Below are 16,002 nucleotides of genomic sequence, written 5' to 3' on the forward strand. Positions count from 1 at the left end.
CTCAAAAGGGAGAGGGCTACCTGTGCGACAAAAATTACACTATCTGAATTATAAAATTCTGGTACCATACCTACTATTGGTTGTCTTAGGGATCATCATGGTTTATTCGGCTAGCTCCGACATTCTGCTCGTCAATGGCTTTAAGCCGTCGGCTTATGGCGTGCGCCAGGCCTATTACGCCGTGTTTGCTCTGCTAGTTGCACTTACGGTCTTTGCTTTGCGGGCAGCCGTTTTTAAAAATACCAAGTTTGTTGCGTGGTTCTTAGGGGTTAGCATGTTATTGCTACTCTACCTCATTGTTTTGAAAATTTTCAAGGGTTCTGCTGCTGCGGTTAACGGTGCGGTTGGTTGGATTGACCTGAAAGTGATTAAAATTCAGCCGTTGGAAATTGCCAAGCTTGCACTAGTTATTTATCTTGCTTACTTTTTAGACCGGCATGATGCCTCCCTAAGTCGGGGCAACAATATCATTAATAAGCTTTCGCGCCCAGCTGTTTTGGCAATCGTCATGATGCTGTTAGTGATAGTCGAGCCCGATTTTGGTGGTACAGCCATTCTCGGCATGATCGTGGTAGTCATGTTTGCGGTCTCTGGTATTCCGGCTAGAAAAGCCTTGTTCTGTCTGATTAGTATGGGCTTAATCGTTTTTTTAGTGGTTGTGCTAATTATTAAGTGGAACCCAGATTTTTTGCAAAAGAACTACCAATTCCAGCGATTGATGTCCTTTATGCACCCTTTCGAGTTAGAGCGAAAGGGAGGAGCGCAACTGGTTAACTCCTATTATGCTATCCACAATGGCGGTTTGTTTGGTGTTGGACTTGGTAACAGTATGCAGAAGCGGGGATATTTACCTGAACCGTACACCGACTTCATACTGGCTATAATTGCTGAAGAACTGGGAGTAATTGGGGCAATCGTAGTTATTGGTTTGTTGTTTTACTTGATGTGGAGCATCATGGAAGTTGGCGTTCACGCTAGTTCACAGTTTAATGCCTTACTTTGTTTTGGCGTGACGACCATTATTTTTACGGAAGCGTTATTCAATATCGGTGCAGTTTTGGGACTGTTACCGATTACAGGAGTTACTTTGCCCCTCATCTCATATGGTGGGTCATCCCTAATCATTTTATCCGCGTCTATCGGTCTGGTTCTGAATGTTTCAGCAAACGAAAGAATAAAGAAAGAAGAGGAGGTTCTTGAATGAGTATCAACCAAGATTTAGTGGCTACCACATTGACTAAACGTCAGGGTGTGGTTGTTTACCTCAATTCGGTTAGCAACCAATACAAATTACGTCGTTACGGTGACATTGTTTACTTTTCAAAGAAAATGGGTTACTGCATTTTGTACGTTGACCAAGAGGAGCTAGATCAGGTTATTGAGCAACTAAACCGGCTTAATTTTGTTGATCAGGCTGAAAAAGCGGTCAGTGATGAGGTAGATTTGTCAAGTAGCCACATTGAGGAACAGATTACGACCCTGGCCCAGGAAGCTGAACAAAAGTTGCAGGGTAGCCAGGAAAAGAACACGGACCACATCGCATGAGAATTATTGCAGGAAAGTATGCCAAGCGTAACTTGTTCACTTTAAAGAGCCAGAAGACCAGACCAACCAGTGACAAGGTCAAGGAATCTCTGTTTAATAGCTTGGGACAGTTCTTCAGTGACGGGCAGGTACTCGACTTATACGGTGGTAGTGGAGCTCTAGCCATCGAGGCGGTCTCACGCGGTTATGACCATGCCATGATTGTTGATATCAACTATCAGGCCATCACAATCATTCGCAAGAATGTGGCTTTAACCAAGGAGGAAGGCCGGTTCGATGTCCTTAAGCTGTCAAGCCAGGCTGCCTTAAAGAAGTTTGATCACAGTGAAATGAAGTTTGATTTGGTCTTTTTGGATCCGCCTTATGCCAAGCAGCGGATTGCTGCAGACATGAAAACAATGCTTGATCGAAGACTATTAAACCAAGGGGCAATAATTGTTGCAGAAACCGATGAAGCAACTGCTTTAGGTAAAGTAGAAGGATTTGTTAAGTTTGGTGACCACCACTTGGGCAAGACAATTATTCGTTTTTATCGAAAGGAAAATTGATGAACACAGCATTATTCCCAGGTTCTTTTGACCCGATTACTAAGGGACACGTTGAAGTTGTTCGCCAAGCAGCTAGAATTTTTGACAAAGTGATTGTAGCCGTCATGACCAATACGGCTAAAAGCTATTTGTTTACAGTTGAAGAGCGGATGCAATTTGTTCAGGATGCCCTGCGTGAGCTACCTAAAGTTGAGGTGGTTAAGCGACCTGACGAATTGACTATTCAAACAGCACGTGATCTGCAAGCAACAGCAATTGTGCGCGGCGTGCGTAATGATCAGGATTTCTTATACGAGCAACAAATTGCTGCGATGAATAAAGAACTTGCCCCGGAAGTTGAGACGGTTCTGCTCTTTACGCGTCCCCAAGACAGTTTCGTTGCCTCGAGCGTAATCAAAGAAGTGGCACATTTTGGCGGCGAGGTAAGTTCTTTTCTGCCAGTTATGGCGGCTGCGGCAGTGAAGGAAAAGTTGGGTAACCGATGAAAAGTGCAAAACAAGACAACAAAAGTCATAGGCTTGCCCGTAATTGGCTGTTGGCAATTGGAGCTATTATCCTGCTGGCAATTGGAATGAGTTGGCCGACCGATTATTATATTGACACACCAGGTGATGCTGTTCCCATTAGTCAATTTGTTAAAAGTAAGGACCGGGTACCTAATAATTTTTATTTGGTAACAGTTAGTGAAACCAGTCAACCGGCCTCAGTTGCAGAATTACTACAAAGTTATACCGACCAATATGCTACGCGTATTCACAAGTCCCAGCTATTGGGAACAACGACCAACCGGCAATATCAGGAATTACAAAAGTGGTACATGGAAACTAGCCAACAAAATGCTATTTACTATGCTGCTAAAAAAGCAGGCATAAAGGCTAAGTTGAGTTATGAAGGCGTCTATGTCATGGATGTGCAAAAAAGCTCAAGCTTTCGCGGCAAGCTCCGAATGGGAGATACGGTCTTAGGAGCGGATGGTCATAAATTTCATTCTACTAAAGAAATGACCACCTATTTCCGGCAGAAGTCGCTTAATGCCAAGCTGAAGATCGATGTCTTGCGCGGCAGCAAGAAGTTGACAATTGCCGGAAAAGCCGTCAAGGTGGACGGAACTGGCAAACCTGGAATTGGTATTCAGCTAGTGGAACGAGTAAAGGTAACTACGCATCCGGAACTAAAAATTGATGCTGAAGATATTGGCGGCCCATCTGCTGGTCTAATGTTCACGTTGACCAGCTATCAGGTCTTTACTAAGCAGAACCTGGCTAAGGGACACAAGGTAGCCGGTACGGGAACCATCTCAGCAGACGGTAAGGTGGGTGCTATTGGCGGTGTCGATAAGAAAGTAGTAGCTGCTGATGAGGCAGGAGCCGAAGTCTTTTTTGCTCCAACTGATACGGCGGAGCTAAAAAAGCAGGGTAGTAACTACGTTGTGGCCAAGCAAACTGCCAAGCAGATTGGTAGCAAGATGAAGGTTGTCCCGGTCAGAAGCTTTGAAGATGCACTCAATTACTTACGCAATACCTATTAAATAAAACAGGAAAAGCCCAGAAAAATTTCTGGGCTTTTTACGTATCTAATAGTGAGGTGATATTGAATGGATTGGGAAAAAATCAAACACTCGGCAATCGACCACAAGCGTTACCTGGTGCTGGGAATAGTGCTGCTGGGCCTCTTTTTTTGGTTCAAGCACGATCGCGACCAGGATAAGGGTACAGTCAGCGAGTTCACAGCGAACTCGCAAGAACGTCCTGCAAAAAAAGCATCTTCCGATCAAGAAAATAAGTCTGACCAGGCAGAAAGTAAGACGCAGGAAGTAACCTGTGATATTTCAGGTGCCGTTAAACACCAGGGGGTTTACACGTTGAAAAATGGGGCGCGTTTGCAGGAGCTCCTTGAGGCAGCGGGTGGACCAGCAGCTAATGCTCGGTTAAAAGAGGTCAATCGTGCGCTGGTGCTCAAAGATCAGGACAAGATTCATATTCCTTATCGGGGGGAGCGGATCAAGGCGACGGAGATTGTTACTTCAGTAGGCGGTAGTGGTGGAGAAACGGCAGCAACAGCTGAATCCGGTGGTCAAACTGCTGGTAAGATCAACCTTAACACGGCTAGTGCGCAAGACTTACAAAAACTAAGCGGAATCGGTGAAAAAAAGGCGGCGCAAATTATCGCCTACCGGCAAAAGAATGGTCACTTTAAAAAAATCACTGATTTAAAGCAAGTTTCAGGAATTGGGGACAAGACCTTTGCGGCCCTTAAAGACCAACTGGAAGTCTGATATATTTCAGCCAGGTTTTTGCTTAATCCTCGCTTTGCTCTTGGCTGATTTGAGTCTGTTTGCCTATAAATGCACAAGCTGGGGGCAGCGGCTGCTGTGCCTGGGGTTCGGTTTATACTTGTTAATACTTTGTCTGCGTAAGTATGCCAACTTGAAATGGCTGGTGGGGCTTTTTTTGCTACTTGCCCTGCTGGTGGGCCAGCTGCAACACCGCCGCACTAACTTCGTCATTAATCCCACTACAACCATTATGCTCTATCCTGACCAGGTCAAAGTTGATGGCGACTGGGTGTCTGGTGTGGGTCAAGTTAAGGACGGCAAGATACTGGTTTCAGCCACTGTAACCAAAAAGCAAAAGCAACAAATCACCCAAGGCCACTTGCTAGTATTGACCGCTTTGGAGGGAGAAGTGGAGCCGATTGCGCCCGCGACTAACTACGGCCAATTTAATTCCCAGCAGTACTATGCTAGTAAAAATATTTGGCAGCAGGTAAAGCTAAAAACTTGCCAGATGAGAGTTCGGGTCGGCGGAATAGCAGACCACGTACACCATTGGCGCTTTGCGCTACAGTCTTATTTTAGCCAAATGCCTAAAATTTTAGGCTTTTTCAGCAGTGAATTATTTTTAGGCGAAAGTTTGACGCGTGACAGTCAGGTGATTTTGGATAATTACCGCAATCTGGGGGTTATTCACATTCTTAGCATTTCGGGCCTGCATGTTGGCATTTATACCTTGGTAATCAGTATTATTTGTTCTTACTTGAAATTAACCGAAGAAGAAGCCCTTGGCTGTTGTCTGGTGGTCCTCATCCTGGGTATCCTGCTGAGTAACGGCCAGGCGGGTTTTATTCGGGCTAGTTTGACTTATTTTTTAGGGAAAGTATTTAAGTTTAAGGGAGTCCGGCTGGCTCACTTTGACTTGCTGGGCCTGGCTTGCTTGCTCCACTTGGCTTTAAATCCACGTTTGCTATTGGGTCTTGGTGCCTTGTTAAGTTATGTCTTGGCCCTGGGCCTAGAATTAACCAGTCAAATGACAAGCTTTAAGCGGTCGCTGGCTTTGAATTTTTTATTAACGCCGCTCTTGCTCTTATATTTTTTTCAATTTAATGTTTTAACCATCTTTTTTAACTTGTTAGTAGTGCCCTATTTTAATTGGGTAGTCATGCCAGTGACAGTTATCAATTTAGTTGTTTTTGCAACTATCCCAAATGTTGCATTATTTTTTGAAGATGTTTTGGTGATAAGTGAAGGATTAATTGGCAAACTTTCGGCAACCCGCCTAGGTCTATTAACTTTTGGAAAAATCAATTGGTGGCAGTGTCTGCTTTTGCTTGCGCTAACCGCAATTTGGCTGCTTTCGGTTAATGATCAAGGACTGACTAAGCGGTTGCGTCAGCGCTTGATGAGAGTTATCTTATTCATGTATGTAATTTTCTTTGCTCTGATACATTTTCCTTTGACTGGGCAAGTTACTTTCATTGATGTCGGGCAAGGCGATAGCATCTTGGTAACGACGCCGTTTCCGCGGCGGGTCTACCTGATTGATGTGGGCGGTCGCTTGAATTTTGGTAAGCGTAAGATTACTCCGCAGGTTAACCAGATCACCGTCCCCCTGCTTAAAGCCCAGGGCATAAGTAAGATTGATGGCATCTTTGTTTCACACCAGGATGCTGACCATGTCGGCGATTTGGGGCCGCTACTAGAGCAGGTCAAGGTGGGGAAATTGTATATGGCAGCTGGCTTAATTAATAATCCGTCATTTCGTAAACGGATTGCCGGCAAAGTTAGGAATAACCAGCTAGTCCAGTTGCTAGCTGGTAAGCAGGTGGTTGAGCCACAGGTGAACTTTAACGTGGTCTATCCTTTTAAGCCGGGCCGCGGCGAAAATGAAGACTCATTGTCACTAATGTTTAAACTGGCCAACAAAACCTGGCTGTTCACTGGTGATTTGGGGCAAGCCGGTGAACAGGAGATCATGACCAAGTATGGCTTGGCTGTGAATTACTTTAAGCTGGGCCACCATGGTAGCCGGACAGCGTCGAATCCTGACTTCCTGCAAAAGTTGCAGCCCGACTTAGTTTTTATTTCCGCTGGGCGTAACAACCGGTTCGGTCATCCGCACCCAGAAACATTGGCAACTTTGCAGAGCTACCACATTCCGTGGGTTTCAACCCAGGATTGTGGTATGATAACTTGGACTTATGGTCCACTAATGCGACCGCAATTTAAATATTTTTTGCCGGTGATAAAAAAATGACGCTACTTTCTTTATTTAAAAATACTAACAGCAATAATCCCCATACTTTGATTACGGGGGATGATGACTTTCTAAATGATTATCTAGCCCGATCTTATACCCGTGAAAAAGCCTTTGCGAAGTTGGACCACGTGACGGTCGATTGTGAGAGTGATGGGCTTGCTGAATTAATTGCTGACCTAACAGAATCAAGCCTGTTCAGCGACCAAAAGGTTATCACGGTTAAGCATCCGTTTTTTTTGACCGCCCGGGTACCCCAAAAATATCAGCAGCAGCTGGCTCAACTGGAACGTATTTTGGCTAATAGTGATCGCTTGGAAGATATTATTGTGCTTGTAGCCTCAGATGAAAAGATTGACCGGCGGAAGAAGTTGACTAAAACCGTTTTGCGGCAATTCAATGTGGTTGATACGCACGTTAAGCCCTATGAAGTAGAGAAGGTGACTAGGCAGCTACTTAAGGCTGAGGGTTATCAACTCCCCGGTCTGGCCCTGCAATTATTACTAGAGCGCAGTGACCATATTCTAGATACCGTGCTGAGCAACTTGCAGAAATTAAAGATGCTTGCGGATGATGGACAAATTTCGGTGGAGGCGGTAAAGCGAAACGTTGACTTGTCCATGGCCCAAAATGTCTTTGCAATCTTGGAAGCAGCACTTAAGCATAACTACCAAGAGGCCGTGGAGCGGTTGGAAAATCAGCTGCAAGAAGGCAGTAATCCAGCGCAATTACTAGCTATTTTTGAAAATCAGCTGGAATTGATTTTGGTAGTCAAAATCCTGCAAGCGCGGGGTAGAAGTGAAGGCCAAATTACTAAGGAACTAGGCGTTCACCCATACCGAGTAAAGTTAAGTCTGCAAAACGGCCTTCCCGTGGCAAAGTTAGCGACCTTGCTAGAACAAGCTATCAAGCTGGACTTTGGCTATAAAAGCGGCCAATATCGCGACAGCAACTTTTTACAATTATTTGTTTTAAGCGTCTAAAAAGGCAAGAATGAAATCATTCTTGCCTTTTACTTGATTTGTTAGTCAAATTATTTTGCTAATTTAGCTAAACGACTTTTGTCACGGCTAGCCTTGTTTTTGTGGATAAGACCTTTAGAAGCAGCCTTATCCAGTGCGCGGGCAGCAGCAACATGTAATTCGGAGGCGTCTTCGGCACCAGCAGCTTGAGCCGTCTTGAACTTCTTAATCATCGTTCTTAACTGGTTCATTTGAGCAGCATTGCGCTTTCTAGCAGCATCTTGAGTTTTGACACGTTTAATCGCTGATTTGATTTGTGGCATAAAATTCACCTCCAATTGATATAAATTCACTTAATAAATTATACTGAAGAATAATATCAGATGCAAGGTAATTTGCACTTGCTTTTTAAAAAAATAATCTGTATCATACTATTGTTGTGAACCGTTAACGCTGTTTGTCCGCTCACACCTGACGGTTAACGTTGTTAACGGCAATTATTTAAGTGAAAGGTGAATAGAATATGGCTATTTCAAAAGCTGAAAAAGATGAAATCATCAAAAAGTATGCAACTCACGAGGGTGATACTGGTTCAACCGAAGTTCAAGTTGCAATTTTGACTACGGATATTAACAATTTAACTGAGCACATGCGGAATCATTCACATGACCACCACTCATACGTTGGTTTGTTAAAGAAGATCGGTCACCGTCGTAACTTACTGCGCTACTTGCAGGATAATGACATTAATCGTTACCGTGACTTAATTAAAAAATTAGGCCTGCGCCGGTAGTTACAGCTTCAATATTGCAAAAGTCAGTTCGAATTATGAACTGACTTTTTGTTTTTCTCATTATTGCTTTTTATGCTAGAATGGAAGCAGATACTTTTGACGTTGTGATCGTACTGATCCATAAAATAATAACTGAATAGCAGGATAGAAAAGGAAAAATAATGACTGATCAAGTTAAAATAATGATTTTGAGTGGTGTTCGGGAACAAGGAAAAGATATGTTCGCCGTTCAAGTTAATGACGAAATTTTTGTGCTTGATGCCGGGCTTAAATACCCTGATAGCACCTTGTTTGGCATCGATTTGGTAATTCCCGACCTTGAATTTTACGAGGAATATGGCGATCAGGTTGTTGGCATCTTTTTGACGCACGGGCATGCAGACTCTATTGGTGCGCTGCCTTATATATTACGCCAGTATGATATTCCGGTTTTTGGTTCGCAGTTAACGGTTGAGCTAGCTAAAATTACCGTGAAGCGGGAGAACAAAAAAATAAACAATAGTTTATTCCATGTGATTGATGCGGATACTGAAATTGAATTTAAGCATGCGGACATTTCGTTCTTTCAGACGACGCATTCAATCCCTGATTCTTTAGGTATCGATGTTCATACTCCTGCAGGCGAAGTGGTTTATACTGGTGACTTTAAGTTTGACCCGTCTGCTGCACCAAAGTACCGCACTGATTTGGATCGGTTAGCCGAAATTTCACAAAAAAAGGTGTTGGCGTTACTAAGTGACTCTTCCAACGCCGAAGCGGTTCTGCCCAATGTTGCTGAACAGGAAATTGGTGACTATGTTACCAACGTTTTTCGTAATGCTGCGGGCCGCGTAATTGTCGCAGCCAAGGCGTCGAACTTAATGAGAATTCAGGAAGTACTGAATGCTGCTCATCAGACGGGCAGAAGAGTGCTACTGACGGGCCGGGATGTTGCTAAAATTGTTCGTACCGCAATGGACCTCGGCTACTTGCAAGTACCTAAAGGATTGTTGTTGCGGGTTAAGGACTTAAAAGAGACGCCTGACCACAAGACAGTTATTTTAGAAACGGGCCAGATGGGTGAGCCGCTGAATTCCCTGCAAAAAATGGCTAAGAAGAGCCACAGTATGATTACGATCCACGAGGGTGACTTGGTCTTCATTGCGACCACGCCATCACATTCGGTCGAAACGATGGTTGCTCAGACTAGTGATCTAGTATACAGTGCTGGCGGTACGGTAATTGAATTAGGCCGGGCCAAGAACACTAGTGGTCATGCCACCGGCCGTGACTTACAGTTGCTAATTGATATTTTGAAACCGCAGTTTTTGATTCCCGTAATTGGGGAGTACCGGCTGCTTGAAGTTCACCGTGATCTGGCTATCAGGGCCGGCCTTAAAAAAGAAAATATTTTTATTACCAAGAATGGTGATTGCCTTAATTATGATTTCCAGCAAAAGCAGTTTTACTTGACTGACCCTGTTCCGGGAGAGGATATCATGATTGATGGCTCTGGCATTGGGGACGTTGGCAATATCGTTTTACGCGATCGAGAAGTTCTTTCAGACGATGGTATTTTTATTGCTGTTGTCACAATTGACCGGCGCAAGAAAAAAATCATTGCCCAGCCCCAAGTTACTAGCCGCGGGTTTGTGTACATCAAGGCCAACCGGCAGTTGATGGCTGACAGTATTGAACTCATCAAGAATACGATTAAGAACAACTTTGAACATAAAAAGTTTGATTGGACGGAAATTAAACAAGACGTGCGCAATGACTTGGAACGGTTTTTGTATCGCAAAACCAACCGACGCCCAGTTGTTTTACCAGTCGTAATGGAAGTAAACCAAAATCGGCACCGGGCGATGCAAAATCGCAACACTAAAAATGCTAGTGGAAAAGACAGCGATCGCCGCGCAGTAGACGTCAACAAGGCCGGTCAACGGATTGTTAAGAAAGACTAGCTAAATGACCTCATTAAGTCAGCAAAACCTGCTTAACTTAGCGCAAAAAAACGAACGCCAAGGTGATCTTTTGACCGCGATTCAAAACGTCGAGGAAGCGCAGCAGGGAGAATATAGTCAGGAAGTCACTTTGCGGCTCTGCGACTTGTATCTCAAAAACAAGCAGGCAGATGCCGCCTACAGTCTGATTAAAGAAGAAAAGGATTTGTTTTCGGACCAGGCGATTCTGGCTACTTATAGCAAAATATTGCAAGCCAACCATTTTTTAATTGAAGCACGTCAACTGGAGAACCTAAGTCAAGGTGCAGTTGTAATTGCGGTGTCTGCTGCTACTCCTAGCGTCCAGCAGGAAATCATGCGGACTTTCAAACAAAAAACGCAGCCCACCCAGTATGACTACCAGCAATTATTAAAATTAGACGAAGCTAATTTTAAAAGTTTTGCACAAAGCTTGTTAATTGATCCAAGTTTGAGTTTTGCGGTGCGGCTTGCTCTTTGTGAAGATTTAATCCGCTTGGGAGTTGCGGACCAAGTCAAAGTACTGGTGCTAGGGGATGTAGCGACCTTTATTCCTAAGCAGACCAGTCTCCTAGAAAAGAATCCAATCTATCGGGAAGTGATTTACGGTATTGGGTCACGCTACTATCACCGGCCCAGCCAGATCCCGGCCGTCTTAGGTGAAGTTAACCTGATTTTAGGTAGTCTCTATCCTAAGCTTGACCAGTATGTGGATGAGCCTGATAGTTTCGCTAGAGATATTGCTTCATATCTTGAAAAACACGATGGGCAAGGCAATCAAGAGCTGTTTAAAAAAATTGACCAATATTTACCGAAATAATTTGGTCAAAGGGGCTTTACTTTTTGAGGCTATTTAGTATAATATCAAAGGACGTTTTCATTAGGCATGGCGCTACGCATGAAAATACTAGGCATTTGCCAATGAAAGTAGTACAATATTCAACAGAGAACTATCCGTTACTTACTCAACGGACTTCTTGCAAATTTACAGGAGGGTCATTTTAATGGCAGAAAAAGAACATTACGTTAGAACAAAGCCACACGTAAACATTGGTACTATCGGTCACGTTGACCATGGTAAGACCACTTTAACCGCGGCGATTACTAAAGTTTTATCAGAAAAAGGTTTGGCTAAGGCTGAAGATTACTCAGAAATCGATGCTGCGCCAGAAGAGAAGGAACGTGGTATTACTATCAATACCGCCCACGTGGAATATGAGACTGAAAAGCGTCACTACGCCCACATGGACGCTCCAGGTCACGCCGACTACATCAAGAACATGATTACCGGTGCTGCCCAAATGGATGGTGCGATCTTAGTTGTTGCTGCAACTGATGGTCCAATGCCACAAACCCGTGAACACATCTTACTTGCTCGTCAAGTTGGTGTTGACTACATCGTTGTCTTTTTAAACAAGACTGACTTAGTTGATGACCCAGAGTTGATTGACTTAGTTGAAATGGAAGTTCGTGACTTGTTAAGTGAATACGATTATCCAGGTGATGATGTTCCAGTTATCCGCGGTTCAGCTTTGAAAGCATTGCAAGGTGATAAGGAACAGCAAGATGTCATCATGAAGTTGATGGATACAGTTGATGAATACATCCCAACTCCAGAACGTCAAACTGACAAGCCATTCTTAATGCCAGTTGAAGATGTCTTCACTATTACTGGTCGTGGTACTGTTGCTTCTGGTCGTATCGACCGTGGTACAGTGAAGGTTGGCGACGAAGTTGAAGTTGTTGGTTTAATGGAAAAGGTGCTCAAGTCAGTTGTTACTGGTTTGGAAATGTTCCACAAGACCTTAGACTCAGGTGAGGCCGGCGATAACGTTGGTGTCTTGCTTCGTGGTATCGACCGTGACCAAGTTTTCCGTGGACAAGTTTTGGCTGAACCTGGCTCAATTCAAACTCACAACAAGTTTAAGGGTCAAGTTTATGTCTTGAAGAAGGAAGAAGGCGGACGTCACACTCCATTCTTCTCCGATTACCGTCCACAATTCTATTTCCACACTACTGATATTACTGGTGAAATTGAATTACCAGAAGGTACTGAAATGGTTATGCCTGGCGATAATACAGAATTTACTGTTGACTTGATTAAACCAGCTGCCATTGAAAAGGGTACTAAGTTCACTATCCGTGAAGGTGGTCGTACTGTTGGTGCTGGTCAGGTTACTGAAATCCTTGACTAGTTCGTAAAGAAACAGTTTAAAAAGATGTACTTCTTCATAGAAGTACATCTTTTTTTGCCTAAATTTGTTTTTTGCGAGCGTTTAATGTAAGATTATTTAGTATGCAATGATGCAGTTAAACTTGACATTGGAGGTATTTAATTAATGTCTGTAAAATGGAATAAAACCGCTGAGACTACCGGTGAACTTACTTTTGATATTTCACAAGCCGAAGTTAAGCGGGGCTTGGACCAAGCGTTTAAAAGAGTAAAGAGTAATTTGCGTGTCCCGGGATTTAGAAAGGGTCATGTTTCCCGAGTAATCTTTGACCAATATTACGGAGAAGAATCACTGTACGAAGATGCCTTGAACATCGTCTTACCTAGTGCTTATTCCGCTGCTATTAAAGAAGCAGGAATTGCAGCAGTGGGTCAACCCCAAGTCTTGCCAGTAACGATGGAAAAAGGTAAGGATTGGACCATGAAGGCTACCGTCAGCATTGAGCCAGAAGTTAAACTGGGCGACTATAAGGGCATTGAAGTGCCAAAGCAAAACACCCGCGTTTACGCCAAAGATGTTGACGCAGAACTTGAGCAGGACCGTGAAAAGAACGCTGAGCTAGTATTGAAAAAAGCGGCAGCAGTAAAGGGCGACACCGTAACGATTGACTACAAGGGAACAGTTGATGGTAAAGCTTTTGATGGTGGTTCGGCTGAGGACTATGCTTTAGAACTGGGCTCTAATACCTTCATTCCAGGTTTTGAAGATCAGTTAATTGGTCACAAGGCAGGCGATGACATTGATGTACTTGTAACTTTCCCGGCTGATTATGGTGCAAAAGACTTAGCGGGCAAGGAAGCTCACTTTGCAACCAAGCTGCACGAGGTTAAGTCCAAGCAGCTACCAAAGCTTGATGATGAATTTGCTAAAGACATCGACGATTCAGTTGAAACGCTTGATGAATTGAAGGAAAAGATCAAGAAGGACTTAAAGGCTAAAAAGGAAGAAGCTGCTAAGGATGCACTAGAACAAGCTGCAATTGAAGGCGCAGTAGCTAATGCTGAAATTAACGAAATTCCTGATGTAATGATTCAAGAAGATGTTAACACCCAAATGAATCAATACCTGGGTAACATGCAACGCCAAGGAATCAGTCCAGAGACTTACTATAAGTTAACGAATACGACTGAAGACCAATTGCGGGCTCAATTCAGCCAAGATGCGGCAGAGCGAGTTAAGACTAATTTAGTTCTTGAAGCAATTGTCAAGCAGGAAAAGATCAAGGCTTCGAAGGAAGAAATCGACAGTGAGATCAAGAATCTGGCAAGTGAATACAACATGGATGAAAAGACTGTTCGTAGTACTTTGTCTGATGACATGCTTGAGCATGATATCAACGTGCGTAAGGCCGTTGAACTAGTTGCGGACAATGCTAAGCAAGTTGCTAAGTCAAAGCCTAAGACTAAGTCCAAGGAAGAGGCTGAAAAGGCTGACCAAAAATAGGGCTTAAAGAATAAAAATCAAACTTAAAAAGGTGGTTTTGCCCACCTTTTTATTTTTATAAGCAAATAATTCAAAGACTGGCGCTAATTATGATAACCTTAAATCTGAAGATATGAGGAGGAATAGAATGGCATCACAGTTTACTGATCAAGAAGAAATAAAATGCTCCTTTTGTGATAAAACACAAGATCAAGTTAAGAAGATGATCGCAGGCAATGGGGTTTATATTTGCAATGAATGTGTTGCTTTATCCAAAAAAATAATTGATGATGAGTTGAAGTCTGACTCACTCAAAAAGGCCAAGGACTTGCCTAAACCAATGGAAATCAAGCAAGAGCTCGACCAATATGTGATTGGTCAGGAACGGGCTAAAAAGGTCCTGTCAGTTGCGGTATACAATCATTACAAACGAATCAGCCAGATGGATATTGATTCAACAACGGAGTTGCAGAAGTCAAACATCGCCTTGATTGGGCCGACTGGTTCTGGTAAGACTTACCTAGCTCAGACGCTAGCCCGTATCCTCGACGTGCCCTTTGCAATTGCCGACGCCACAACTTTAACTGAGGCTGGCTATGTCGGTGAAGATGTTGAAAATATCTTGCTTAAACTGCTGCAAAATGCCGATTATGACATTGAGCGGGCTGAGCGGGGAATTGTCTATATCGATGAAATTGATAAGATTTCCAAAAAAGCAGAAAATGTTTCAATCACTCGTGATGTTTCGGGTGAAGGTGTCCAGCAGTCACTGTTGAAAATCCTGGAGGGAACTACTGCTTCAGTTCCACCACAGGGCGGACGTAAGCACCCCCAACAGGAGCTAATTCAGCTTGATACGACCAATATTTTATTTATTGTTGGTGGTGCGTTTGACGGGATTGAGCAGATTGTTAAAACGCGCTTAGGTAAAAAAGTAATCGGCTTCGGTGCCACTAATAAAAACCAAGTGCAAGATGATGACTGGATTGAGCACCTAACGACCGGTGATCTGGTTAAGTTTGGGCTGATTCCGGAATTTATTGGCCGGATTCCAATTATTGCTACGCTTAATAAACTTGAAAGCGCGGATTTAGTCAGAATTTTGACAGAACCCAAGAACGCTCTAGTTAAGCAATATCAAAAGTTGCTGGCGCTTGATCAAGTTGAACTAGACTTTGCGCCCGCAGCGCTAACGGCCATTGCGGATCTAGCAATTGAGCGCAATATGGGAGCTAGAGGACTGCGGTCTATTATTGAGAACGCCATGATGGGAATTATGTATAAGACCCCAAGTGAACCCAATATTGAAAAGGTTGAGGTTACTAAAGCGGTAATTGACGAGCAGGCTGATCCAGAGCTAACATATCAGGCATCTGCGGAAGAAGCTGATGAAGAGGTTAGGGCTGCAAATGATCATTAAGAGTAGCGATTATGCCATTAGTGCCGTCACTGCCAAGCAATATCCGGAGGATAATCTCCCTGAAATTGCCCTTGCTGGTCGCTCCAACGTTGGCAAGTCTAGCTTGATTAACTCACTGCTTAAGCGAAAGAACTTGGCGCGCACCTCGTCACAACCAGGGAAGACGCAAACGTTAAACTTTTATATCGTTAATGAGGACTTTTACTTAGTTGATGTGCCTGGATATGGCTATGCAAAAGTTTCACGGACGCAACGACAAAAATTTGGTGAGATGATTCAAGACTACCTTGAAACTAGGGCAAACTTGCGGGGTCTGATCTTATTAGTTGATGCCCGTCACGAACCGACCAAGGATGATGTCACGATGTACAATTATGCCATGACCTTGGACTTACCAATTTTGGTTGTCTGCACTAAAATTGATAAGGTCAAGAAGAGCCAAGAGAATAAGGTTTTGGCGACTTTGAAGCAGAAACTTAACTTGTCATACGATAACGTTGAAGTTCTGACCTACAGCTCGGTTAAAAAGACCCATGTGGATGAAGCTTGGTCGTGGATTGAGCAAAGATTGTAAATAAAAATGAC

At 43.5% G+C, this 16,002-nt stretch carries 16 protein-coding genes; 15 read left to right on the forward strand and 1 reads right to left on the reverse strand.

From position 1 onward, the window contains the following. Positions 1-22: 22 nt before the first annotated feature. The 8 genes from ACSYSN_RS03395 to holA all read left to right on the forward strand — a co-directional run bounded on the left by ACSYSN_RS03395 (position 23) and on the right by holA (position 7,608). Positions 23-1,204 carry an FtsW/RodA/SpoVE family cell cycle protein gene (locus tag ACSYSN_RS03395; RefSeq protein ID WP_491712759.1) on the forward strand — a complete coding sequence of 394 codons (1,182 nt, stop codon included), beginning with the start codon at positions 23-25 and terminating at the stop codon, positions 1,202-1,204. Next, a complete protein-coding gene (locus tag ACSYSN_RS03400; protein WP_491712760.1) occupies positions 1,201-1,545 on the forward strand; it encodes a YlbG family protein in 345 nt (114 codons plus the stop codon). Before ACSYSN_RS03395 ends, ACSYSN_RS03400 begins: the two co-directional genes overlap by 4 nt. Next, positions 1,542-2,093, forward strand: a complete 552-nt coding sequence (gene rsmD / locus ACSYSN_RS03405; RefSeq protein WP_491712761.1) for a 16S rRNA (guanine(966)-N(2))-methyltransferase RsmD — start codon at positions 1,542-1,544, stop codon at positions 2,091-2,093. Before ACSYSN_RS03400 ends, rsmD begins: the two co-directional genes overlap by 4 nt. Continuing rightward, positions 2,093-2,578 carry a pantetheine-phosphate adenylyltransferase gene (gene coaD, locus ACSYSN_RS03410; protein ID WP_491712762.1) on the forward strand — a complete coding sequence of 162 codons (486 nt, stop codon included), beginning with the start codon at positions 2,093-2,095 and terminating at the stop codon, positions 2,576-2,578. Before rsmD ends, coaD begins: the two co-directional genes overlap by 1 nt. Continuing rightward, positions 2,575-3,621, forward strand: a complete 1,047-nt coding sequence (locus ACSYSN_RS03415) for a SepM family pheromone-processing serine protease (protein ID WP_491712763.1) — start codon at positions 2,575-2,577, stop codon at positions 3,619-3,621. Before coaD ends, ACSYSN_RS03415 begins: the two co-directional genes overlap by 4 nt. Positions 3,622-3,687: 66 nt before the next feature. Further along, complete coding sequence (locus ACSYSN_RS03420) at positions 3,688-4,368, forward strand: ComEA family DNA-binding protein (RefSeq protein WP_491712764.1); 681 nt, start codon at positions 3,688-3,690, stop codon at positions 4,366-4,368. After that, positions 4,337-6,625, forward strand: a complete 2,289-nt coding sequence (locus tag ACSYSN_RS03425) for a DNA internalization-related competence protein ComEC/Rec2 (RefSeq protein ID WP_491712892.1) — start codon at positions 4,337-4,339, stop codon at positions 6,623-6,625. The genes ACSYSN_RS03420 and ACSYSN_RS03425 overlap by 32 nt, the downstream gene beginning before the upstream one ends. After that, on the forward strand, positions 6,622-7,608 hold the full coding sequence (gene holA, locus ACSYSN_RS03430; RefSeq protein WP_491712765.1) for a DNA polymerase III subunit delta: 987 nt from the start codon (positions 6,622-6,624) through the stop codon (positions 7,606-7,608). Before ACSYSN_RS03425 ends, holA begins: the two co-directional genes overlap by 4 nt. A 50-nt stretch (positions 7,609-7,658) precedes the next feature. Here holA and rpsT read toward each other — a convergent pair whose 3' ends face one another. After that, entirely contained in the window at positions 7,659-7,910 is a 252-nt protein-coding gene (gene rpsT, locus ACSYSN_RS03435) for a 30S ribosomal protein S20 (protein WP_491712766.1), read from the reverse strand. 200 nt (positions 7,911-8,110) lie between these two features. On the opposite strand from rpsT, the gene rpsO reads away from it, so the two are divergent. The 7 genes from rpsO (at position 8,111) to yihA (ending at position 15,991) form a co-directional block, all read left to right on the forward strand. After that, on the forward strand, positions 8,111-8,380 hold the full coding sequence (gene rpsO, locus ACSYSN_RS03440; protein WP_317638135.1) for a 30S ribosomal protein S15: 270 nt from the start codon (positions 8,111-8,113) through the stop codon (positions 8,378-8,380). 161 nt (positions 8,381-8,541) lie between these two features. Beyond that, positions 8,542-10,323 carry a ribonuclease J gene (locus ACSYSN_RS03445; protein ID WP_491712767.1) on the forward strand — a complete coding sequence of 594 codons (1,782 nt, stop codon included), beginning with the start codon at positions 8,542-8,544 and terminating at the stop codon, positions 10,321-10,323. Between the two features lie 4 nt (positions 10,324-10,327). Then, positions 10,328-11,161: a tetratricopeptide repeat protein gene (locus tag ACSYSN_RS03450; RefSeq protein WP_491712768.1), complete on the forward strand. Its 834-nt coding sequence runs from the start codon at positions 10,328-10,330 to the stop codon at positions 11,159-11,161. Between the two features lie 184 nt (positions 11,162-11,345). Continuing rightward, positions 11,346-12,536, forward strand: coding sequence for an elongation factor Tu (gene tuf / locus ACSYSN_RS03455; protein ID WP_491712769.1), 1,191 nt, complete (start codon positions 11,346-11,348; stop codon positions 12,534-12,536). A 144-nt stretch (positions 12,537-12,680) separates the two neighbouring features. After that, positions 12,681-14,018, forward strand: a complete 1,338-nt coding sequence (gene tig, locus ACSYSN_RS03460; RefSeq protein ID WP_491712770.1) for a trigger factor — start codon at positions 12,681-12,683, stop codon at positions 14,016-14,018. Positions 14,019-14,145: 127 nt separating this feature from the next. Beyond that, positions 14,146-15,417, forward strand: a complete 1,272-nt coding sequence (gene clpX, locus ACSYSN_RS03465) for an ATP-dependent Clp protease ATP-binding subunit ClpX (RefSeq protein WP_491712771.1) — start codon at positions 14,146-14,148, stop codon at positions 15,415-15,417. Continuing rightward, entirely contained in the window at positions 15,407-15,991 is a 585-nt protein-coding gene (gene yihA, locus ACSYSN_RS03470; RefSeq protein WP_491712772.1) for a ribosome biogenesis GTP-binding protein YihA/YsxC, read from the forward strand. Before clpX ends, yihA begins: the two co-directional genes overlap by 11 nt. Positions 15,992-16,002: the final 11 nt, after the last annotated feature.

Source organism: Lactobacillus sp. ESL1191, from assembly GCF_058504435.1.

Coding starts and splice junctions, on each gene's coding strand:
- rsmD (WP_491712761.1), top strand. CDS start 1,542: ATGAGAATTATTGCAGGAAAGTATGCCAAGCGTAACTTGTTCACTTTA.
- rpsT (WP_491712766.1), bottom strand. CDS start 7,910: ATGCCACAAATCAAATCAGCGATTAAACGTGTCAAAACTCAAGATGCT.
- tuf (WP_491712769.1), top strand. CDS start 11,346: ATGGCAGAAAAAGAACATTACGTTAGAACAAAGCCACACGTAAACATT.
- holA (WP_491712765.1), top strand. CDS start 6,622: ATGACGCTACTTTCTTTATTTAAAAATACTAACAGCAATAATCCCCAT.
- ACSYSN_RS03415 (WP_491712763.1), top strand. CDS start 2,575: ATGAAAAGTGCAAAACAAGACAACAAAAGTCATAGGCTTGCCCGTAAT.
- coaD (WP_491712762.1), top strand. CDS start 2,093: ATGAACACAGCATTATTCCCAGGTTCTTTTGACCCGATTACTAAGGGA.
- ACSYSN_RS03450 (WP_491712768.1), top strand. CDS start 10,328: ATGACCTCATTAAGTCAGCAAAACCTGCTTAACTTAGCGCAAAAAAAC.
- yihA (WP_491712772.1), top strand. CDS start 15,407: ATGATCATTAAGAGTAGCGATTATGCCATTAGTGCCGTCACTGCCAAG.
- tig (WP_491712770.1), top strand. CDS start 12,681: ATGTCTGTAAAATGGAATAAAACCGCTGAGACTACCGGTGAACTTACT.
- ACSYSN_RS03420 (WP_491712764.1), top strand. CDS start 3,688: ATGGATTGGGAAAAAATCAAACACTCGGCAATCGACCACAAGCGTTAC.
- rpsO (WP_317638135.1), top strand. CDS start 8,111: ATGGCTATTTCAAAAGCTGAAAAAGATGAAATCATCAAAAAGTATGCA.
- ACSYSN_RS03400 (WP_491712760.1), top strand. CDS start 1,201: ATGAGTATCAACCAAGATTTAGTGGCTACCACATTGACTAAACGTCAG.
- clpX (WP_491712771.1), top strand. CDS start 14,146: ATGGCATCACAGTTTACTGATCAAGAAGAAATAAAATGCTCCTTTTGT.
- ACSYSN_RS03445 (WP_491712767.1), top strand. CDS start 8,542: ATGACTGATCAAGTTAAAATAATGATTTTGAGTGGTGTTCGGGAACAA.